Origin of the sequence: Streptomyces sp. MnatMP-M17 (assembly GCF_900091995.1) — a bacterium.
In the GTDB taxonomy this organism is placed as follows: domain Bacteria; phylum Actinomycetota; class Actinomycetes; order Streptomycetales; family Streptomycetaceae; genus Streptomyces.
The window spans coordinates 1-19,303 of the sequence record NZ_FMDK01000152.1 but is presented as its reverse complement, the minus strand read 5'-3'; the positions used below and the strand labels follow the sequence as shown (position 1 = coordinate 19,303).

General features: G+C 70.6%; 20 protein-coding genes, 2 pseudogenes and 1 riboswitch. Of the genes and pseudogenes, 13 read left to right on the top strand and 9 right to left on the bottom strand.

Features of this window, described 5'->3' with window-relative positions; all coding sequences use genetic code 11:
- The 3 genes and pseudogenes from GA0115259_RS40070 to GA0115259_RS08005 all read left to right on the top strand — a co-directional run.
- A pseudogene (locus GA0115259_RS40070) lies at positions 1-821 on the top strand (hypothetical protein); the annotation flags it as partial.
- A gap of 89 nt (positions 822-910) precedes the next feature.
- Positions 911-1,537 carry a precorrin-8X methylmutase gene (locus GA0115259_RS08010; protein WP_093592957.1) on the top strand — a complete coding sequence of 209 codons (627 nt, stop codon included), beginning with the start codon at positions 911-913 and terminating at the stop codon, positions 1,535-1,537.
- Between the two features lie 11 nt (positions 1,538-1,548).
- Positions 1,549-3,357: a precorrin-2 C(20)-methyltransferase gene (locus GA0115259_RS08005; protein WP_093592954.1), complete on the top strand. Its 1,809-nt coding sequence runs from the start codon at positions 1,549-1,551 to the stop codon at positions 3,355-3,357.
- Here GA0115259_RS08005 and GA0115259_RS08000 read toward each other — a convergent pair.
- Positions 3,351-4,154 (bottom strand): annotated as a pseudogene (locus GA0115259_RS08000) (cobalt-precorrin-6A reductase); the annotation flags it as partial. The gene GA0115259_RS08005 and the pseudogene GA0115259_RS08000 overlap by 7 nt on opposite strands.
- Before the next feature lie 81 nt (positions 4,155-4,235).
- Here GA0115259_RS08000 and GA0115259_RS07995 point away from each other — a divergent pair.
- Complete coding sequence (locus tag GA0115259_RS07995) at positions 4,236-5,384, top strand: cobalt-precorrin-5B (C(1))-methyltransferase (protein WP_176732475.1); 1,149 nt, start codon at positions 4,236-4,238, stop codon at positions 5,382-5,384.
- A gap of 258 nt (positions 5,385-5,642) precedes the next feature.
- On the opposite strand, the gene cobM is transcribed toward GA0115259_RS07995, so the two are convergent.
- The 4 genes from cobM to GA0115259_RS07975 form a co-directional block, all read right to left on the bottom strand.
- On the bottom strand, positions 5,643-6,395 hold the full coding sequence (gene cobM, locus GA0115259_RS07990; protein WP_093592944.1) for a precorrin-4 C(11)-methyltransferase: 753 nt from the start codon (positions 6,393-6,395) through the stop codon (positions 5,643-5,645).
- On the bottom strand, positions 6,392-7,723 hold the full coding sequence (cbiE, locus tag GA0115259_RS07985; protein ID WP_093592941.1) for a precorrin-6y C5,15-methyltransferase (decarboxylating) subunit CbiE: 1,332 nt from the start codon (positions 7,721-7,723) through the stop codon (positions 6,392-6,394). The genes cobM and cbiE overlap by 4 nt, the downstream gene beginning before the upstream one ends.
- A 354-nt stretch (positions 7,724-8,077) precedes the next feature.
- Positions 8,078-8,905, bottom strand: a complete 828-nt coding sequence (locus GA0115259_RS07980; RefSeq protein WP_093592938.1) for a CbtA family protein — start codon at positions 8,903-8,905, stop codon at positions 8,078-8,080.
- 21 nt (positions 8,906-8,926) lie between these two features.
- The gene (locus GA0115259_RS07975) at positions 8,927-9,151 is read right to left on the bottom strand and encodes a CbtB domain-containing protein (RefSeq protein ID WP_093592935.1); all 225 of its coding nucleotides are present in this window, start codon (positions 9,149-9,151) and stop codon (positions 8,927-8,929) included.
- Positions 9,152-9,188: 37 nt separating this feature from the next.
- A riboswitch (cobalamin riboswitch) is annotated at positions 9,189-9,357 on the bottom strand.
- 68 nt (positions 9,358-9,425) lie between these two features.
- Between GA0115259_RS07975 and GA0115259_RS07970 the strand changes: the two genes are divergently transcribed.
- On the top strand, positions 9,426-10,136 hold the full coding sequence (locus GA0115259_RS07970) for a histidine phosphatase family protein (protein WP_093592932.1): 711 nt from the start codon (positions 9,426-9,428) through the stop codon (positions 10,134-10,136).
- A gap of 62 nt (positions 10,137-10,198) precedes the next feature.
- On the opposite strand, the gene GA0115259_RS07965 is transcribed toward GA0115259_RS07970, so the two are convergent.
- Both GA0115259_RS07965 and GA0115259_RS07960 read right to left on the bottom strand, forming a co-directional pair.
- A complete protein-coding gene (locus tag GA0115259_RS07965; RefSeq protein WP_093592928.1) occupies positions 10,199-10,462 on the bottom strand; it encodes a GlsB/YeaQ/YmgE family stress response membrane protein in 264 nt (87 codons plus the stop codon).
- 177 nt (positions 10,463-10,639) lie between these two features.
- Complete coding sequence (locus GA0115259_RS07960) at positions 10,640-11,209, bottom strand: TIGR03086 family metal-binding protein (RefSeq protein WP_093592925.1); 570 nt, start codon at positions 11,207-11,209, stop codon at positions 10,640-10,642.
- Positions 11,210-11,272: 63 nt separating this feature from the next.
- On the opposite strand from GA0115259_RS07960, the gene GA0115259_RS07955 reads away from it, so the two are divergent.
- The 3 genes from GA0115259_RS07955 to GA0115259_RS07945 all read left to right on the top strand — a co-directional run bounded on the left by GA0115259_RS07955 (position 11,273) and on the right by GA0115259_RS07945 (position 13,688).
- Positions 11,273-12,232: a helix-turn-helix domain-containing protein gene (locus GA0115259_RS07955; protein WP_093592922.1), complete on the top strand. Its 960-nt coding sequence runs from the start codon at positions 11,273-11,275 to the stop codon at positions 12,230-12,232.
- An 83-nt stretch (positions 12,233-12,315) separates the two neighbouring features.
- Positions 12,316-12,885, top strand: a complete 570-nt coding sequence (locus GA0115259_RS07950; protein ID WP_093592951.1) for a GNAT family N-acetyltransferase — start codon at positions 12,316-12,318, stop codon at positions 12,883-12,885.
- Between the two features lie 68 nt (positions 12,886-12,953).
- Positions 12,954-13,688 carry a Mut7-C RNAse domain-containing protein gene (locus GA0115259_RS07945; RefSeq protein WP_093592919.1) on the top strand — a complete coding sequence of 245 codons (735 nt, stop codon included), beginning with the start codon at positions 12,954-12,956 and terminating at the stop codon, positions 13,686-13,688.
- A 72-nt stretch (positions 13,689-13,760) separates the two neighbouring features.
- Here the strand turns inward: GA0115259_RS07945 and GA0115259_RS07940 are convergent, their stop codons facing one another.
- Complete coding sequence (locus tag GA0115259_RS07940) at positions 13,761-14,012, bottom strand: hypothetical protein (protein ID WP_141716484.1); 252 nt, start codon at positions 14,010-14,012, stop codon at positions 13,761-13,763.
- A gap of 55 nt (positions 14,013-14,067) precedes the next feature.
- Here GA0115259_RS07940 and GA0115259_RS07935 point away from each other — a divergent pair, with 55 nt between their 5' ends.
- Positions 14,068-14,421, top strand: a complete 354-nt coding sequence (locus tag GA0115259_RS07935) for a YnfA family protein (protein ID WP_093592913.1) — start codon at positions 14,068-14,070, stop codon at positions 14,419-14,421.
- A 125-nt stretch (positions 14,422-14,546) separates the two neighbouring features.
- The gene (locus GA0115259_RS07930) at positions 14,547-15,320 is read left to right on the top strand and encodes an SDR family NAD(P)-dependent oxidoreductase (protein ID WP_093592910.1); all 774 of its coding nucleotides are present in this window, start codon (positions 14,547-14,549) and stop codon (positions 15,318-15,320) included.
- A gap of 153 nt (positions 15,321-15,473) precedes the next feature.
- Here the strand turns inward: GA0115259_RS07930 and GA0115259_RS07925 are convergent, their stop codons facing one another.
- Positions 15,474-16,667 (bottom strand): RtcB family protein, encoded by a 1,194-nt coding sequence (locus tag GA0115259_RS07925; protein ID WP_093592907.1) that lies wholly within the window; start codon positions 16,665-16,667, stop codon positions 15,474-15,476.
- A 187-nt stretch (positions 16,668-16,854) separates the two neighbouring features.
- On the opposite strand from GA0115259_RS07925, the gene GA0115259_RS07920 reads away from it, so the two are divergent.
- The 3 genes from GA0115259_RS07920 to GA0115259_RS07910 all read left to right on the top strand — a co-directional run.
- On the top strand, positions 16,855-17,793 hold the full coding sequence (locus GA0115259_RS07920) for a hypothetical protein (RefSeq protein ID WP_093592904.1): 939 nt from the start codon (positions 16,855-16,857) through the stop codon (positions 17,791-17,793).
- 218 nt (positions 17,794-18,011) lie between these two features.
- On the top strand, positions 18,012-18,767 hold the full coding sequence (locus GA0115259_RS07915) for a DUF3558 domain-containing protein (RefSeq protein WP_093592901.1): 756 nt from the start codon (positions 18,012-18,014) through the stop codon (positions 18,765-18,767).
- Positions 18,768-18,987: 220 nt separating this feature from the next.
- Positions 18,988-19,303 (top strand): DUF2637 domain-containing protein (locus GA0115259_RS07910; protein ID WP_141716483.1); only part of this gene is annotated, 316 nt, incomplete at its 3' end.

Sequence of the window (19,303 nt, the reverse complement as noted above, 5' to 3'; positions counted from 1 at the left end):
GCGGCTCGGGCGCCTGGCGGGTACGGGAGCTGCCGCCCGGCCACGAGCTGGACGCGGCGGTGGCGTCACGGCTGACGAGGGCGGACATCGCCGCGGAGTACGTAGCCGCGGAGTACGTATCGGACTGCGTGGCGGAAGCCCGCGTAGGAGAAGGCGAAGGCGAGCCTCCGCTTCCAGGGCTGATCCACTCCCCCGACGGCACCGTGGCCCTGTCCGTCCACGCACCGCTGGGACGGCTGAGCGCGGCACAGTTGCGGCTGCTGACATCGGCGCGAGGCGGCGCGCGAGGCAGTGCGTCAGGCAGCACGCCCGGCAGCGCGCGAGACGGCGCCGATCCGGCCGCCGCTCTGCGCGTCACGCCCTGGCGTGGCGTGATCGTGCCTGGGCTGGAGCCCGCCACGGCCGACGAGCTGCTGAAACGTCTCCGCATCGCCGGACTGATCACCGATCACGACTCCCTCTGGTACGGCGTAGGCGCCTGCACCGGCCGGCCCGGGTGCACGAAGGCGCTTGCGGACGTACGGGCGGACGCGACCGAGGCGCTGCGGCACCCGACGGCCGGCCGTGACGCGCTGCCGGTCTACTGGTCGGGCTGCGAGCGCCGCTGCGGCCATCCGCAGGGAGCCCGGGTGGACGTGGTCGCGACGGCCGAGGGCGGCTACCGCGTCACCGTACGGGGGAGAGTCCCGACGGCTGCCGCGACAGCGGCGGCGACGTCGACCGCGACAGCAGGCGTAAGAGCAGGCACAGCGGTGACCGCACCAGGACCGGAGCTCGCCGACGCGGTGGCGACGGCACGCATGACCCCAGTGACGAGATGAGCGAGACCACAGTGCCCAACGAGCCCAGGGTGAATGAGTCGACGGTGAACGAGCCCACGGTGGATGAGCCCCGGGTGAACGAGCCCACGGTGTTCGACTACGAGAAGGACGGCGCGGCGATCTACCGCCAGTCCTTCGCCACGATCCGCGCCGAGGCGGACCTCGCCGGGCTGCCCGCCGATGTCTCCCAGGTCGCGGTCCGGATGATCCACGCCTGCGGCATGGTCGACCTGGTGCGCGATCTGGCCTTCACGCCCGGTGTCGTGGCCCGCGCCCGTGAGGCCCTGCGCGCGGGCGCGCCGATCCTGTGCGATGTCGCGATGGTCGCCAGCGGAGTCACCCGTAAGCGGCTGCCCGCGGCCAACGAGGTGGTCTGCACCCTGTCCGACCCGTCCGTCCCGGCGCTCGCCGCCGAGTTGGGTACCACGCGCAGCGCCGCCGCCCTGGAGCTGTGGCGCGACCGGCTGGAGGGCGCGGTGGTGGCCGTCGGGAACGCGCCGACCGCGCTCTTCCGGCTGCTGGAGATGGTCGAGGCGGGCGCGCCACGCCCGGCGGCGGTCATCGGCGTACCGGTCGGTTTCATCGGCGCGGCCGAGTCCAAGGCCGCGCTCGCCGGGCATCCTGCCGGACTTGAGCACCTGGTCGTACGCGGACGGCGCGGCGGCAGCGCCATCGCGGCGGCGGCCATCAACGCGATCGCGAGCGAGGAAGAGTGAACGCGCACAGCATGACGCCGTCCGGAACGAGCGCCGGCACCGGCATCAACGGCGGCAGCACTGGTACGGACGGCACCGCCACCACGGGCCGCACCTCCACGGACGGCACCCGCACCGGCCGGTTGTACGGAGTCGGCCTCGGCCCGGGCGATCCGTCCCTCATGACCGTACGCGCCGTCCAGGTCATCGCCGAGGCCGATGTGATCGCGTACCACAGCGCGCGCCACGGCCGTTCCATAGCCCGTTCCATAGCCGCGGAACATCTGCGTCCGGACCACTTGGAAGAGCCGCTGGTCTACCCGGTCACCATCGGCACCACCGACCATCCCGGCGGCTACCGAGGCGCGATGGAGGACTTCTACGCCGAGTCGGCCGCCCGCCTCGCCGTACATCTCGACGCCGGCCGCACCGTGGCCGTCATCGCCGAGGGCGATCCGCTCTTCTACGGCTCGTACATGCATATGCACAAGCGGCTGGCGGACCGTTATCCGACGGAGGTCATACCCGGCGTCACCTCCGTCAGCGCCGCCGCGGCCCAGCTCGGCACGCCACTCGTCGAGGGCGAGGAGGTGCTGACGATCCTGCCCGGCACACTGCCCGAGGAAGAGCTGACGGCCCGGCTGGCCTCGGCCGACTCGGCCGTGGTGATGAAGCTCGGCCGTACCTTCCCGGCCGTACGACGGGCCGTCGAGCGGGCCGGCCGGCTCGCGGACGCGCGGTACGTCGAACGCGCCACCATGAGCGGCGAGCGCACCGGCACGCTGGCCGACATCGATCCGGACTCCGTTCCGTACTTCTCGGTGGCGGTGCTGCCGAGCCGTGCCGACGCCCGTCGTGTCTCCACCCGTCCTGTCTCTCAAGAGTCCGAGACCGGGACAGAAACCGAGACCGAGGCCGGGACAGAGACCGAGGCCGGGACAGAGACCGGTGACGTGGTCGTCGTCGGTACGGGACCGGCGGGACCGCTGTGGCTGACGCCCGAGACGCGCGGCGCACTGGCCGCGGCCGACGATCTCGTCGGCTACACCACCTATCTGGACCGTGTGCCGGTCCGTCCAGGGCAGCGACGGCACGGCTCCGACAACAAGGTGGAGTCCGAGCGCGCGGAGTTCGCCCTCGATCTGGCGCGGCGCGGCCGGCGCGTGGCCGTGGTCTCCGGCGGCGATCCGGGAGTCTTCGCGATGGCCACGGCCGTACTGGAGGTGGCCTCGGCCGATCCGTACAGGGACGTTCCCGTACGTGTGCTCCCGGGCGTGACCGCCGCCAACGCCACCGCCGCGCGCGTGGGCGCGCCGCTCGGCCACGACTACGCCGTGCTCTCGCTCTCCGACCGGCTCAAACCGTGGGAGGTCATCGCCGAACGGCTGCACGCGGCAGCGGCGGCGGACCTGGTGCTCGCGCTCTACAACCCGGGCTCGCGCAGCCGTACCTGGCAGGTCGGCAAGGCCCGTGAACTGCTGCTGGAACACCGTGCGCCGGACACTCCCGTCGTCGTCGGCCGCGATGTGGGCGGGACGGAGGAGAGCGTACGGATCGTACGGCTGGCCGATCTCGATCCGGCGCAGGTCGACATGCGGACGATCCTGCTGGTGGGCTCCTCGCAGACGGTGACGGCACGGCGTGGTCCGGTCGGCAGCGGTGGGGAAGGTGCCAGTGGCGGTGACCACCAGGAGATCGTCTGGACGCCGCGCCGCTACCCGGACGCGCGGTCGTCCGACGGACCGGGCGCGCCGGAAGCACACGGCTCGGCCTCAGAGCCCAGCGCTTCGGAGCCCAGCCCACCGGAGCCAAGCGCCTCGGACCCGAGCCCGGAGAGCTGACGCAGCCACGCGACCGCCTCCGCCGCGCTGCCCACCACGGCCACGCCCTCCGGCGTCGGCGGCCGACGTACGACGACGACGGGCAGTCCGGTCTCGCGGGCGGCGGTGAGTTTGGGCGCGGTGGCCGCGCCGCCGCTGTCCTTGGTCACGACGGTGTCGATGCGATGGCGGCGCAGGAGTTCCCGCTCGCCGTCGAGCGTGAAGGGCCCACGGTCGAGGATCGTCTCCATACGGGCGGGATACGGCGGTTCGGGCGCGTCCACGGACCGTACGAGGAACCACGGTCCGTCGAGCCGGGCGAAGGCCGCGAGCCCCGTCCGTCCGGTGGTGAGGAAGACTCTGCGCCGCCGCCCGGGAACCGCGGACAGTGCGGACAGCGCGGCCAGCGCCTCGGCGGCCTCCGCCAGCGAACCGACCGAATGCCAGTCGTCGCCCGCGACCGGCACCCACGAGGGACGGCGTACCGCCAGCAGTGGAACATGGGCGTCGTCGGCGGCGAGCGCCGCGTTCCGGCTGATCGTTGCGGCGAAGGGATGAGTGGCGTCGATGAGCGCGTCCACGCGATGCTCGCGCAGCCAGCGCGCCAGCCCTTCGGCGCCGCCGAACCCGCCGATCCGTATCTCTCCCGGCGGCGGTACGGGCCGGGTGACGCGCCCGGCGAGAGAACTGGTGACCCGGAGCCCGGGACGGTACGTACCGTCGTGGCCGTACGTACCGTCGTGGCCGTACAGGCTCTCGGCGAGGCGGCGCGACTCGGTGGTCCCGCCGAGGATCAGCACATGGAACGGTTCACTCATCGGCGGCGAGTCTTCCTTGTCTGAGGCGGACCTGTCTGAGGCGGACGACGAAGCGGACAACGGATACGACAAGGGGACCATGTGTCTGATGGGCCAGGAACAGCGGGCGGGCGCGGCGCCCAGCTCAAGCACACCGGGCTACGGCACGGCTGGACGACGGGCGCATGCGCGACGGCGGCGACAAAGGCGGCGTACACCGCCCTGCTGACGGCCGAGTTCCCCGACCCGGTGACGATCACTCTCCCCAAGGGCCAGACGCCGAGCTTCGCACTGGCGGCCGGGGAACTGGCCGGAGAACTGGCCGGGGAGCAGTCCGAGGCCTGGGCGATGGCCGGAGTGATCAAGGATGCGGGCGACGATCCGGACGTCACGCACGGCGCCCTGATCCGCTCGACGGTGCGGCTGCTGCCACCGGGCTCGGGCGTCGTCTTCCGCGCCGGGCCGGGCGTGGGCACGGTCACGCGCCCGGGACTGCCTCTGGAGGTGGGCGAACCGGCGATCAACCCGGTGCCGCGCCAGTTGATGCGCGCGCAGGTGGCGGAGGTGGCGGAGCGCCACGGCGGAGCGGGCGACGTGGAGATAACGGTCTCGGTCGACAACGGCGAGGAGATCGCCCGCTCCACCTGGAACCCGAGACTGGGCATCCTGGGCGGCCTGTCCATCCTCGGTACGACGGGCATCGTGGTCCCGTACTCCTGCTCGGCCTGGATCGACTCCATCCGCCGAGGCGTGGATGTGGCCCGCGCGGCGGGCCGTACGCATGTGGCGGGCTGCACGGGCTCAACCTCCGAGCGGACCGTCCGTACCGAATACGCCCTGCCCGAGGACGCCCTGCTGGACATGGGCGACTTCGCCGGCGCGGTCCTCACCTATCTCCGCCGCCATCCGGTCCCCCGGCTCACCCTCTGCGGCGGCTTCGCCAAACTCTCCAAACTGGCCGCAGGCCATCTGGACCTCCACTCGTCCCGCTCCCAGGTGGACAAGTCCTTCCTCGCGACACTCGCGGCCGACGCCGGCGCGGACGCCGCCTTGGCAACGGAGGTCTCCCAGGCCAACACAGGCCTGGCGGCACTCCAGCTGTGCCAGTCCCAGGACATCCCACTGGGCAACCTGGTCGCCACCAGGGCACGCGACGAGGCGCTGAGGGTCCTGCGCGGGGCACCGGTACTGGTCGACGTCATCTGCATCGACAGAGCGGGCACGGTAGTGGGCCGCAGCGAGCCGAGGTAGTCCAGCCACGCTCGGGGCCACTCACTCCTCCGCGCCACCCCCACCCACCAGTCGGGGCAACGGAACAAGGTTGCGCCCGGCATCGGCCTCGGCGAGTCGCTGCTCACGGCCGGGACGGCTGTCGAACATCGCCTCCATCCACCACTTCCACAGGACCGCGTTGATGTGCTCGCCCTCTTCGGCCTGCCTACCTGTACGTTTATGCGCGGACCGCGTCCTCGCCGGGCGCTCGCGTCGAATCGGACATTCCTACACCCGTCAGCACACGTGGGGGCGCTCCCTCTCCGGGGAGTACAGGTGGCTGTCCCGGAACTGTTCCGCTCCCAGCGTTCGGCCCACCATGATCACCGCCGTCCGTACCACACCCGCCTCCTTCATCTGTCCTGCGATGTCGTCCAGCGTGCCGCGCAGGACCAGTTCGTCGGGGCGGCTGGCCATCGCGACCACCGCGGCCGGGCAGGCCGCGCCGTAGTGCGGGATCAGTTCCCGGACCACCCGGTCCACGTATCCCGCCGCGAGGTGGAGCACCAGCAGCGCACCGCTCCGGCCGAGCGTCGCCAGGTCCTCGCCCTCCGGCATGGGGGTTGCGCGCTGGGCGATCCGCGTCAGGATCACCGTCTGGCCGACCGTCGGTACCGTCAGCTCACGCTTCAGCGCCGCCGCCGCCGCGGCGAAGGCCGGTACCCCCGGGACCACCTCGTACGGCACGCACGCCGCGTCCAGCCGCCGCATCTGTTCCGCGACCGCGCTGAAGACCGACGGGTCGCCGGAGTGCAGCCGGGCCACGTCCTGGCCCTCCTCGTGGGCCCGGACCAGCTCCGCCGTGATCGCGTCCAGATCCATCCGCGCGGTATCGATCAGCCGCGCGTCCGGCGGGCACTCGACCAGGAGTTCACGCGGCACCAGGCTGCCCGCGTACAGACACACGCCGCACGAGGCGAGCCTGCGAGCTCCCCGTACCGTGATCAGGTCGGCGGCGCCGGGACCGGCACCGATGAAGTACACCGTCATCGTTGACCTCCTGAGGGAACGTACGGAAAGCCCGGAGCCACATCCACAGCCACATCCACACCCGAGCCCGCACCCGGGGCCGCGTCCGGACCCTTCACGACCGCCCACTGCGTCACCGGCATCGCCTGCCGCCAGCCCGTGAATCCACCCACCGGCACGGCGTGCGCGACAGCCAGCCGTACCAGTTCGCCGCCGAAGCGGCGGTACCGCTCGGCCAGCAGCGCCTCGGACTCCAGCGTCACCGTGTTCGCGACCAGCCGACCGCCCACCGGCAGCGCGTCCCAGCAGGCGTCCAGCAGCCCCGGCACGGTCAGCCCGCCTCCGACGAACACCGCGTCCGGTACCGGCAGTCCCGCCAGCGCCTCGGGCGCGGCACCGGTGACGACCCGCAGACCGGGCACGCCGAGCGCCCGCGCGTTGCGCCCGATCCGTACCGCCCGCACCGGATCCCGCTCCACCGAGACCGCGCGGCAGGACCGGTGCGTACGCATCCACTCGACGGCGATCGAACCCGACCCGCCGCCGACGTCCCACAGCAGCTCTCCCGGCGCGGGCGCCAGCGCGCCCAACGTCGCGGCCCGGACATGGCGCTTGGTGAGCTGGCCGTCGTGTTCGTACGCGGCGTCCGGCAGGCCCGGTACGGCGCCGAGCCGCACCGCGTCCGGCGAGCGACGGCATTCGACCGCCACGACGTTCAGCGGATCGCCGGACGGCTCGGCCCAGTCCTGCGCGAGGCCCTCGACACACCGTTCCCGTTCCCCGCCGCCGAGTTGTTCGAGTACGTGCATACGGCTCGGCCCGAAACCCCGGTCCCGCAGCAGCGCCGCCACCTTGGCCGGTGTCTCCGCGCCCGCGCTGAGTACGAGCACCCGACGGCCGTCGTGCAGGACGGCGGCGAGACGCTCAGCGGGACGGCCGACCAGGGTGACAACCTCCGTGTCCTCCACCGGCCAGCCGAGCCGGGCGCAGGCATACGACACGGACGACGGATGCGGCAGCACCCGCAGCGCCCCGGCCCCCACCATCTCCGCGAGCGTCCGCCCGATCCCGTAGAACATCGGGTCCCCGCTCGCCAGCACACAGATCAGCCGGCCCGCATGGGCCGCGAGCACCCGAGGCACGGCGGGCCGCAACGGCGACGGCCACACCACCCGCTCACCCGCACACTCGCCCTCCGGCAGCAGCGCCAACTGCCGTGCCCCGCCGACCACCACCTCGGCCGCCCGCAGAGCCTCCTGTCCCACGCCGGAGAGCCCTGCCCAGCCGTCGGCACCGATCCCCACGACGGTCACCACGTGCGCTACGGCGGGAGACGGTGCTGCGCTCACTGCGATACACCTCTGCGCTTCTGAGCTGGAGAAAGACCGGCCCCACACTCTACTGTCCAGTCATCCCCCGCCCTCGGCGGGCCCGCGCTCGCCTCCGACGGCCCCCGGCCCGGAGCGCACACCCACCTCGTCCTCCCGCGAGTCCTGTGGCGCAGCGGATCACGCGGCGCGGCTCGCGCTTTGCCGCTTCGGCTTCGAGAACCCAGGTATCCGGCTCCCGGTACCGCCCGCGCCGCCCAGGCCGCCCCACCTCGGCCGGACGTAGCCGTCGGCATGTGGCTGTGCGAATGGGGCGGCTGGGTGCGCTCGCCAGCGGATCGCCAGTTCTCTCGGAAGAGCCGGGCGGACGGAACGTCAGCCGACGGTCCTCACCGGCGAGGTGACACCATCGGTGTCCGCCCTCGCCGCGGAGGCTCCCGGGCCGCCGGGCTGGAGCACCCGCTCGGCCAGCGCGCCGAAGATCAGCCCGAAGGCCGTCCACAGCAGCGCCTGCACGGCGAGCGACGCCAGCCGGAATTCCCAGAGAAGAGCAGCCGGGAAGGTTTCCCGAACCGCATCGGAGTTGGCGGGCAGAACAAGACAGGCGACCGCCACGGCGACGACATAACCGGCACCGGCGACAACGGACGCGTTCCAATTACCCAGCTTCGGAGCGAGCCGTCTGCCCGCGATGACGGCGACGACGGCCAGCAGCACGCTGAGCACGATCATCAGGAAGAACAGCGTGGTGCGCTTACCGATGGTGTCCGGGTTGCCCACCGCGGGCGGGGTCGCCGGATACTTCAGGAACGGCACCAGATAGACCGTGACGAAGGCCGCTCCCGCGATCAGCGCCGCGGTCGCCCTCGGTCCGAATCCGCCGATCCTGCCCAGACAGACGGAGAAGACCAGCGAGGCGATTCCGCCCAGGGCCACTCCGTACACCAGGACACCGGTGGCCAGCCCGAACGTCGACTGGACCGGCCGGCTGACCAGTTCCTCCTCTTCTTCGCCGTGCTCGTGCGCCGTTGCCGCTGCGTGCGCGTGCTCCGCTGCCGGTGCCGAGTGGGTCTCCTCCAGCGCGATGGAGTCCCGTATGGAAGGCTCACCGGCCAGATACGCCAGCGCGAACGCGAAGAGCCCGGCCAGCACACCCGCGATCATGCCGCGGACCAGGAGAGTTCTGACGGTGGAAGCATGCATGTGCGTGATCTCCGTCAGCGCTCAGTGGCAGGGAAACCCGAGCAGATGACGGCCGTCGTGCACCCACTCATGCACACCCTCACCCGAGAACACCGACGTCGCGCCCTGCTCGGCGCCGACGAAGTACAGCAGCACCAGCATCAGAGTGCCTACGAACACCGCCCACGGCAGAACCGCGCGCAGTGGAAGCGGAGTCACCTTGACGCTGACGGGCGAAACGGTCGGCGGGGCTATGGACTCAGCCATGGCGGAACCTCCTTGGGGAACTCGCGTCCCATTCGGTGGAGCTCGAACGACGGCCGTCGGGTCTGACTGACCGGGCTCCGCTGCGCTGTTGCGCAGCCGACACCCGGCATACAGTGGCGCGACCGTGCCGGACTCTCACCGGACTTCCGTCCCGCCGTCGTGATATCGACGTGAAGGTATCGCGAACCGACAGACGGGCCAAGAGGACCTCGACCGGCGCCAGACCTGCGACAGGCCTGCAAGGACCAGCCAGGACCCGAGCGAGGAGAGCCGTATGACGACCCGGGTGACGCTCATCTCACCGGCAATCAGCACGGCCCTGCGCGAGGCCCGTTTCCTCGAGAGCACCGACCGCGGCGATACGGATCCGATCTCGGCTCCCGGTCCGAACACCGCCGCCGACACCACCTCTGGCACTGGCCCCGGCACCCGCGCAGTCAGCGCACTCAACGAACCCGACGCCCTCGATCCCCTCGGGCTCCGGCAGGCCGAAGCCGTACGGGAGACCTTCCCCCACGCCGCCGCCCGCTATGTCTCCCCCTCTCACCGCTGTCGCCGTACCGCCGAGATCCTCGGCCTGGACGCCAAGCCGCTGTCCGACCTCGCACCCTGCGCGATGGGCCGCTGGCAGGGCAGAACTCTCGATGAAGTGGCCGCCGAGGAACCGGAGTCCGTGGCCGTCTGGCTCTCCGATCCCACGTCCGCGCCCCATGGCGGAGAGTCCTTGCTGACCTTCCACACCCGTGTCGCCCACTGGCTCGACAACCTCGGCTCCGACTCCGGCGAGGACCCGGGCGGACGCGTCATCGCCGTGGCGGAACCCGACATCGTCCGCGCCGCCGCCGTCCACGCCCTCGGCGCCTCCCCGCAGTCGTTCTGGAGGATTGACGTACGGCCTCTGTCCCTCACCGAACTCAGCGGGCGCGGTGGCCGCTGGAATCTGCTCGCCGGCCGTCCTCTGCACACCCACACCGCCGCACCCTGAGGACCATCCGCCCGCCCCCGGCGCCGTACACCCGCACACGCCAGGCACCCCGGCAAACCCGGTCAGCGGCGCGCCTTGGCCCGGTCCAGCGCGGCGACACCCACCGCCGCCAGACCGATCTGGATTATCCACTCGATCCAGTCGGGACCGTCCGTATCGGCGACACCGACGGCCGCTGCCAGAGCCGTACCGATCAGGGCCGCGACGATACCGACGGCGATCGTCCACAGCACACCGATGTGCTGGCGCCCTGGGACAACGAGCCGTCCCAGCACACCGATGACGATGCCGATCACTATGGCCGTGAAAATACCGGAGATCTCCATATCCGCTCCTTCTCACCACATTCGCTGCCGTTCGTGGTGTCTGCCAGAACGTCTGCCCGCCGAATACGCGTTCAGTCCAGGACTGCGATAGCTCGCCAGTTCGGTTTGAGTAACGCGGGCGGTGGAAGGGCGAACGTCCACGGGACGTCCTGAGATGTCCCGAGACATCCCGAGACGCTACGGACGGCTCCAGTGCGGGTCACGTCCCGTCGCGGCCAGCAGCACCTCGAACGGACCGGCGTCCTCCGCCACCGGCACCGGCTCCCCGAACATCCCCATCTCCCGTGCCGTCGGCGCCAGCGCCGCGAACTCCTCGCCGAGCATCTCGACGAGCGCCGGATCCGGCTCGTACGGCTGTCCCGTCGCCCGCGCCAGATCCCACCCGTGCACGGCCAGGTCGCCGACCACCATCGCGCCCACCGTTCTGGCCGGCAGCCCCATGGCCCCCGAGGTGCCCTCCTCGGCGCCCGGCGCGCCCCAGGCCGCGACGAGCCGTACGGTCTCGTCGGCGAACCGCTCGCGCCACTCACCCTCCAGATGCTCCGGGGCGACACCGAAATCGGCGTCCTTCTTGGCCGCCAGCGCCTGGAAGTTGACGACGACCTGGAAGAGATGGTCGGCCAGGGCGTGCACGTCGTACTCACTGCACGGAGTCGGTGCGGTGAGCTGGTCGTCGGTGATACCGCGAATGACGGTGACGGTACGGTCGGCCGCCACCTCCAACAGTTTGCTGATCTTGTCGCTCATGGCCCCGACCGTATGAACCGACTGCTCCCGGCGTCTTGAACAAACGCGACATAGGATCTGCCCATGGCCGGTCCACGGCGCGACACCCGGGGCATCGTCGACGCTCCCGAGCTGTTCGCGCGGGTACGTTTCCGGCGCCGCGAACCGGCGCCGGCCCTGCGGCCGTATCTGGAGCACTACTGGCTGATCGACTGGGATCTGGCCCGGCCGTACGTCTCCCATGTGGTGCCGCATCCCTCGGTGAACGTGGTCTTCCAGCGCTTCGGACACGGGCCCGACAGCCCGCCCTTCGCCGAGGTCGCGGGCATCGGCCTGGAACTTTTCGCACAGCGGCTGGAAGGGCGGGGCCGGGTGTGCGGAGTGCAGTTCAGGCCCGGAGGCTTCCGGCCGTTCGCGCCGCGGTGGCCCGTATCGGAGTGGACGGGACGGCGGGTGCCTCTCGGCGAGGTCATGCCGGCGACGGACGCGGACATCGAGGCGGTGCTCGGCCCCGCCGAGGACGCCGCCGAGGACGCCGCTGAGGACGCCAGAGTGGCCGCGCTCGACACATACCTACTGGCGCTCGGCCCGCGGCCGGAACCAGGGGCCGACCACGCCATGGCGCTGGCCGACCGGATCAGGACGGACCGTACGATCCGGCGCGTGGCGCAGCTCGCCGAGGCGGAAGGAGTCTCGACGCGCTCCCTGCAACGGCTGTTCGCCGCGTATGTGGGCGTGGGACCGAAGTGGGTCATCCTGCGCTACCGGATCCATGAGGCACTGGAACGCGCCGAGTCGGACGCGGGCACGGGCACGGTCGCGACTACGGACAGTGGCCCGGCCTCGGACCCGGCCGCCGGATCGGACTCCAACCTGGCCGCCGACCCGGACGCCGGCTCAGCCCCGGCCCCGGCCCCGGGCCGACAGGTCGACTGGGCGGAGCTGGCCTCCGAACTCGGCTACAGCGACCAGGCACATCTCGTACGTGACTTCACGGCGACGGTCGGAGTACCGCCCACGGCGTACGGCCGCTCGGGCCTCTGAACCATCCGCTCCACGCCCTCACACCCACACCCTCGCCCACAGCTCCGGCTCATATGTCAGACCCCCGTCCTACAGTGCTCGACATGGAGATCAAAGCACCGCACGTACGGCTCGAACCGTGGTCGGAGACCGATCTCGGCCTTCTCCGCGCGGCGAACGCGCCCGAAATGATGACGCATCTCGGCGGCCCCGAGACGGAGGAACAGCTTGTCAAACGGCACAGACGGTATGTCGATCTGAGCGCGGACCGTACGGGCAAGGGCCGTATGTTCCGCGTCGTGCTGCTGCCGGGCGGCGAGGCAGTCGGCACGATCGGGTTCTGGGAGAAGACCTGGCAGGGACAGGAGGTGTACGAGACGGGCTGGGGGATTCTCACCGCGTTCCAGGGCCAGGGCATCGCCGCCGCGGCGGCTGCGGCCGTGGCGGAAATGGCGCGGGCCGAGAAGAAGCATCGCTATCTGCACGCGTTCCCGTCCGTGGGCAATCCGCCGTCGAACCGTCTGTGCCTCAGGGCCGGTTTCTCTCTCCAGGGCGAATGCGACTTCGAGTTCCCGCCGGGAAATGTGATGCGCTGCAACGACTGGCGGCTGGACCTTGAGCCCGGCCTCGACCCCGGCCTTGAGTCCAGCCCTGAGCCCACCGAAGCAGAATGACGCCGCCACTGCCCCGACGCCCCGGAATACCCTGGCCCGCTCCCCGCCTCCAATGACATCCTGACGGCGTGAACGGACCGGAGATCCAGATCAGCTTCGCCTCTGAGCTGCGCCTCTTCGTGGCAGCCGAGCGGCGCCAGGGACGTACGGCCGTGGTCACCGACGGTAAGTCCACACTCGGCCATGCCGTCGAATCACTCGGTGTCCCGCTCACCGAGGTCGGGGCACTGCTCGTCGACGGCCGCGAAGTGCCCGTAGCGCATATCCCCGCCGCGGGCGAGACGGTCGAGGTACGAGCCGTGAGTCGGCCCCAGCGCGTGCCGGACGCGCCGTTGCGCTTCCTGCTCGACGTCCATCTCGGCACGCTCGCTCGGCGGCTGCGGCTGCTGGGCGTCGACGCGGCGTACGAGAGCGAGGACCTCGGGGATCCGGCGCTGGCCACCCTCTCCGCCACGGAACGCCGCGTGATGCTGTCCCGGGACCGCGGGCTGCTGCGGCGGCGCGAGATCTGGGCCGGAGCGTATGTCTACAGCGACCGACCGGACGACCAGCTCCGGGACGTACTGGAGCGCTTCGCGCCCGTCCTCGCGCCCTGGACACGCTGTACCGCCTGCAACGGCGAACTGGGCACGGCCGACAAGGACTCCGTCCAGGAGCAGCTGGAGCACGGCACACAGCGTTCGTACGACGTCTTCGCGCAGTGCCGGACATGCGGCCGGGTGTACTGGCGCGGCGCGCACCACGCCCGGCTGGCGGCGATCGTGGAGGAGGCGGTACGGGAGTTCGGCAACGCGGCGGCGTAGCAGCGGAGGCGACGACACGTCCGCGGATCGCCGAAGGACCACCTGGAAGGCACCGGAGATCAGAAGCGGAGATCAGAAGACGTACTTGTCGCCCGTGTCCGGAGCCGGCACCCGGTGCTGATGGTTCTCGGAGTTACGGTCGCTCGCGCCGCCGTTCCAGGCCGTGTCGATCCGGACGACCACCTCGTCCGGCCGCCCGTCCGTCCTGAGATCGACCGTGGTCTCCGGGCCTCGTCCGCCCGCCCGGAGGTGGCCCGTACGGCACAGCGCCACCCGGTCTCCGCTCCAGTGACAGGCAGACGGCAGAGGCTGGCCCGGCGGCAAGCGATAAATCGTCAGCCCGACGCCTCTCCGATCACCCGCATGGCAGGCTGTTCGCATGCTCGTGCTCCGCTCCGCCGCCCTCTTCCTGATCGCCGCCGTCTTCGAGATCGGCGGTGCCTGGCTCGTCTGGCAGGGCGTGCGCGGTGACGGCAGTGGAGGTGGCGGCCGGGGCTGGATCTGGATCGGCGCCGGAGTCATCGCCCTGGGCGCGTACGGCTTTGTCGCGACGCTCCAGCCCGACGGCGAGTTCGGCCGTATCCTCGCCGCGTACGGCGGGGTCTTCGTCGCGGGCTCGATCGCCTGGGGCATGGTCGCCGACGGCTACCGTCCGGACCGCTGGGATGTCACGGGAGCGCTGGTGTGTCTGGCCGGTATGGCAGTGATCATGTACGCACCCCGCGGCCACTGAACCGTGAACTACGGGGCCTCACGCACCGGCCCGCACACCGGTCCGCGCTCCGGACGGACAGCACATCGGCCCGCACCGCCTGCCTATCCTGGCCCCACATCGATCACACGCGCGAGGAGTACGTCATGACCGCCGCGGGGAGCCCCATCGCCGTCATCACCGGAGCGAGCAGCGGCATCGGCGCCGCCACCGCGCGGCAGCTCGCCGCAGCCGGCTATCACGTCGTCGTCACCGCCCGCCGCAAGGACCGTATCGAGGCGCTCGCCGCGGAGATCACCGCCGCGGGCCGTCTCGCCACGTCCTACGCCCTCGATGTCACCGACCGCACGGCGGTCGATGCCTTCGCCGCCGAACTCGGCGGCTTCCCGTCCGTAAACGTCCTGGTCAACAACGCCGGAGGCGCGCTCGGCGCCGATCCCGTGGCCACCGGTGACCCGGCGGACTGGCGTCAGATGTACGAGACGAACGTCATCGGCACACTGAATCTCACCCAGGCCCTGCTGCCCGCCCTCACGGCGAGCGGCGACGGAACGGTCGTCGTCCTCTCCTCCACCGCCGGTCACAGCACCTACGAGGGCGGCGCGGGCTATGTGGCCGCCAAACACGGCGCGCGTGTCCTCGCCGAGACCCTCCGTCTGGAAATCGTCGGCACTCCGGTCCGGGTGATCGAGATCGCTCCTGGAATGGTCAAGACGGAGGAGTTCGCCACCACCCGCTTCCGCGGCGACGCCGAGAAGGCGGCGAAGGTCTACGCGGGCGTCGCGGAGCCCCTCACCGCCGACGACGTAGCCGACACGATCACCTGGGCGGTCACCCGCCCCAGCCACGTCAACATCGACCTCCTGGTGGTCCGCCCCCGAGCGCAGGCGTCCAACACCAAGGTCCACCGAGAACTCTGATCACTCGAAGGCCCGAAGCCGGGATTGCCCTCCCGGCCTCGGGCCCGACCACCAGAGACCCGACCACCAGAGACCCGACCACCAAAGACCCGACCCTCAAAGGAGGCGGTCCTCCCGTTGACCGAACGCGAGCGCGCTCGACGCACTCGACGTTCAGCCCTTCACACAGATGACCTGCTTCAGCTTCGCCACGACCTGCACCAGGTCCCTCTGCTGATCGATGACCTGCTCGATCGGCTTGTACGCGGCCGGGATCTCGTCCACCACGCCCGCGTCCTTACGGCACTCCACACCCCGCGTCTGCTCCTCCAGGTCCCGCGTGGAGAAGCGACGCTTGGCCGCGTTGCGGCTCATCTTCCGGCCCGCGCCGTGCGAGGCCGAGTTGAACGACGCCACGTTCCCGAGGCCCTTCACGATGTATGAACCGGTGCCCATCGAGCCCGGGATGATGCCGAAGTCCCCGCTGCCCGCACGGATCGCTCCCTTCCGTGTGACCAGCAGATCCATGCCGTCGTAACGCTCCTCCGCCACATAGTTGTGGTGGCAGGAGATGACCGGGTCGAAGGTCACCTTGGCCTTCTTGAACTCCTTGCGGACCACGTCCTGGAAGAGTCCCATCATGATCGCGCGGTTGTACTTCGCGTACTCCTGCGCCCAGAAGAGATCGTTCCGGTACTCCGCCATCTGTGGTGTGTCCGCGATGAAGACGGCCAGGTCCCTGTCGACCAGGCCCTGGTTGTGCGGCAGCTTCTGAGCCTCGCCGATGTGGTGGTCGGCCAGCTCCTTACCGATGTTCCGGGATCCGGAGTGGAGCATCAGCCAGACCGATCCTGACTCATCAAGACAGAACTCGACAAAGTGGTTGCCTCCACCGAGCGTTCCCATCTGCTTCGTGGCACGTTCCTCGCGGAATTTGACCGAATCTGCCACTCCTGCGAACCGCTCCCAGAAGTCGTCCCAGCCTGCAGTCGGGAAGCCGTACAGCCGGTGCGGGTCCACCGGGGTGTCGTGCAGACCCCGGCCCACCGGGATGGCCTGTTCGATCTTGGAGCGGAGGCGGGAGAGGTCGCCCGGCAGGTCGTTCGCCGTCAGGGACGTCTTCACCGCGGACATTCCGCAGCCGATGTCCACGCCCACCGCCGCCGGGCAGACCGCGCCGTGCATCGCGATCACCGAGCCAACCGTCGCGCCCTTGCCGTAATGGACGTCCGGCATGACGGCCAGGCCCTTGATCCAGGGCAGAGTGGCAACATTGTGGAGCTGCCGCATCGCGCCCTCGTCGACCGCCGCGGGATCCGCCCACATACGGATCGGGACCTTCGCGCCCGGTATCTCTACATACGACATAACCCCTCGATTCCCCCGAAAGTCTGAATAACGCAAAAACCGGAACCGGGACCGTCAAAGGAGACAGCCGACCAGCGTCGACGGCGGTGCGTGCGATAGACATTGTGTCCATCGACCGTCATCCGGCGGCAAGCAGTTTTCGCGCGGAACCCCGCGCTGAACCCCGTACAGAAGGGAGCCCGGGACCGTGCAGCCCAAGGCGCGACACGCGTACCTACCCGGCCTGGCGGCGCTCCTCGTGGCGGTCGTCGCGGGTTGCTCCGGCAGCGGCGCGGACGACGGCTCGGCCGCCGACCCCAAGGCGGGCAGTCCCACCACCGCCACCGCGGCAGCCCCCGGCAAGTACCGCACGCTCCGCGAGCCCTGCGGCGCCGTACCGCGCTCCATGCTCAAGGATCTGCTCCCCGGCGCGGCCTCGCTCCCCGAGGACCAGCAGGCGAAGGTGTACGGAGGCACGGCCGCCGTGACATACGACACGGACCGCCGCGTCGGCTGCAGCTGGAAGGCCGACGGCACCGACGCCTCCCACCAGCTCGTGATCGATCTGGAACGCGTGGTGTCGTACGACCCGGCCGTGAGCGACGACGACCGGGCGCAGGAGGTCTACGCGAAGAAGGAGACCTCCGCCGCGCTGCCGCCACCGAGCGGCACGAGCACCGGATCCACGCCCAGTACGGCCGGTACGGCCGGTACGGCCGGCAGCTCGTCCCCCACCACCGGATCGGCCGGCGATCCCAAAAACGGCGACCCCAATACCGGTACGAATCCGAACACAACGACACAGACCGGCCCCTCCTCGTCGGCCGTTCCCTCCGGCGGCGCCTCGGAGTCGCCCGGATCGCCCGGATCAGCGGGATCGCCCTCCGAGACCCCGCCCTCCGAGGGCCTGGAGCCCCGCCTCCTGGACGGCCTCGGCGACGCCGCCTTCCTGAACGACGTCCTCGCGCGCTCCGGTTCGGCCGCGCAGCACCGCACGGTGAGCGTGGTGTTCCGCACATCCAATGTGATCGTGACCGTCCGGTACACCGAGCAGCCCGCGCTCGCCGCCGGCGCACCCGACAGCAGAGAACTGCAGGACAGGGCCCAGGAATTGGCCAAGAGACTCGCCGAGGAGCTCGACGAGTAACGGTTCCGTCCGCGTCCCCGGCCGCTCCTCGGCCAGGGACGGACCCCGGCTCCAGGACGGCTCCGGGACGACTTCAGGTCGTCCTCGGAGCGGTTTCAGGCCCCGCGGCCCCGGCTCGCCGGTTACCGTGGCCGATCGGACCGTACGACAAATGGTCGTACGAATGGCCGCACAAATGACCGGCCGAACGACCGGACGAACGACCGAGTGAAGGAACCATGCACCGATCAGCCTCGCGACTCACCCGCATACTCGCCTGCGCAGCCGTTCCGGTGATGCTCGTCGTCGCCGGCTGCTCGTCCGGCTCCGGCGGCGGCGACGCCGACGGCTCGTCCACGAGCCCGACCGCCCAGCCGTCCGCGACGGTCGCCCCGGCCAAGTTCACCGGGCTGCCCGACGCCTGCGCGACGCTCGGCCGCAAGACGATCGACTCGCTCGTGCCGAAGGCCAAGGTCAAGGGCGGTACGGCCGGCAAATCCAGCGATATCACCGCGCGTGCGAGCTGCTCCTGGAACGGTCTGGACGACAACGGCGTCAAGGGCTCGCAGTACCGCTGGCTCGATATCTCCCTCACCCGCTACGACTCCGACGTGACACTCGGCAGCGGCGCCAAGCGCGCCACCGAGTACTACACGAAGGAGGTCGCCGGGGCCAAGGGCACAGAGGGCGCCAAGGAGCTCAAGGCGACTCCGTCGAGCGGTATCGGCAGTGAGGCGACGACCGTCACATACTCGCTCAAGAAGACCGACGAGGACTTCTCGTACGCCACGGTCGTGGCCCGTACGGAGAACGTCGTCGTGACCCTGACCTACAACGGCGCGGGATACGCGGGCGCGAAGTCGCCCAGCATCGCCGATATGTCGAAGGACGCGGTGAAGGCGGCAAAGGAGACGGTGGCGGCAGTGTCCGCCGGCTCCGGGCAGACGCCCGCCACCGGTGAGTCCTCCGCGCAGGAGTCCGCCAAGGCCGAGTAGGGCGTTTTCTCCACTTTTCCACGGAGCCCGGCCCTCTTCCGAGGGCCCGGCTCCCCTACCCGCGCCACGTCATGCGCACACATGTGCCAGGCTGTGCCCGCCGGATGTCGGGCCGTCGGGTGCCGGTTGTCGAGTACCTGACCGACTGCCCGACGTCGAACACGGCGTCACCGGGCGCCGCACGGCGTCATAAGGAGTCGTTTACGGGAGGGGATCGCGGGTGGCCGCGATGCAGCTGACACGCACGCACCGGATACTCATCGGGGTCGTGGTCTTCGGAGCGGTCATCATCGCCGCGATCGGCTTCGCGGGGTCCTACGCCGCCGTACGCGAACTCGCGGAGGAGAAGGGCTTCGGGCAGTTCTCACTGGTCTTCCCGATCGGTATCGACGCGGGCATCTGCGTCCTGCTCGCGCTCGATCTCCTGCTGACCTGGATCCGTATCCCCTTCCCGCTGCTCCGCCAGTCGGCATGGGTCCTGACCACCGCCACCATCGCCTTCAACGGCGCGGCGGCCTGGCCGGACCCGCTGGGCG

Excerpts from the sequence above, each read along its gene's own strand:
- GA0115259_RS07925 (WP_093592907.1), bottom strand. The coding sequence starts at position 16,667 with ATGTCGTATGTAGAGATACCGGGCGCGAAGGTCCCGATCCGTATGTGG.
- GA0115259_RS07960 (WP_093592925.1), bottom strand. The coding sequence starts at position 11,209 with ATGAGCGACAAGATCAGCAAACTGTTGGAGGTGGCGGCCGACCGTACC.
- GA0115259_RS07965 (WP_093592928.1), bottom strand. The coding sequence starts at position 10,462 with ATGGAGATCTCCGGTATTTTCACGGCCATAGTGATCGGCATCGTCATC.
- GA0115259_RS07955 (WP_093592922.1), top strand. The coding sequence starts at position 11,273 with ATGGCCGGTCCACGGCGCGACACCCGGGGCATCGTCGACGCTCCCGAG.
- cobM (WP_093592944.1), bottom strand. The coding sequence starts at position 6,395 with ATGACGGTGTACTTCATCGGTGCCGGTCCCGGCGCCGCCGACCTGATC.
- GA0115259_RS07980 (WP_093592938.1), bottom strand. The coding sequence starts at position 8,905 with ATGCATGCTTCCACCGTCAGAACTCTCCTGGTCCGCGGCATGATCGCG.
- GA0115259_RS07975 (WP_093592935.1), bottom strand. The coding sequence starts at position 9,151 with ATGGCTGAGTCCATAGCCCCGCCGACCGTTTCGCCCGTCAGCGTCAAG.
- GA0115259_RS07915 (WP_093592901.1), top strand. The coding sequence starts at position 18,012 with ATGCACCGATCAGCCTCGCGACTCACCCGCATACTCGCCTGCGCAGCC.
- GA0115259_RS07930 (WP_093592910.1), top strand. The coding sequence starts at position 14,547 with ATGACCGCCGCGGGGAGCCCCATCGCCGTCATCACCGGAGCGAGCAGC.
- GA0115259_RS07935 (WP_093592913.1), top strand. The coding sequence starts at position 14,068 with ATGCTCGTGCTCCGCTCCGCCGCCCTCTTCCTGATCGCCGCCGTCTTC.
- GA0115259_RS07970 (WP_093592932.1), top strand. The coding sequence starts at position 9,426 with ATGACGACCCGGGTGACGCTCATCTCACCGGCAATCAGCACGGCCCTG.
- GA0115259_RS07950 (WP_093592951.1), top strand. The coding sequence starts at position 12,316 with ATGGAGATCAAAGCACCGCACGTACGGCTCGAACCGTGGTCGGAGACC.
- GA0115259_RS08005 (WP_093592954.1), top strand. The coding sequence starts at position 1,549 with ATGACGCCGTCCGGAACGAGCGCCGGCACCGGCATCAACGGCGGCAGC.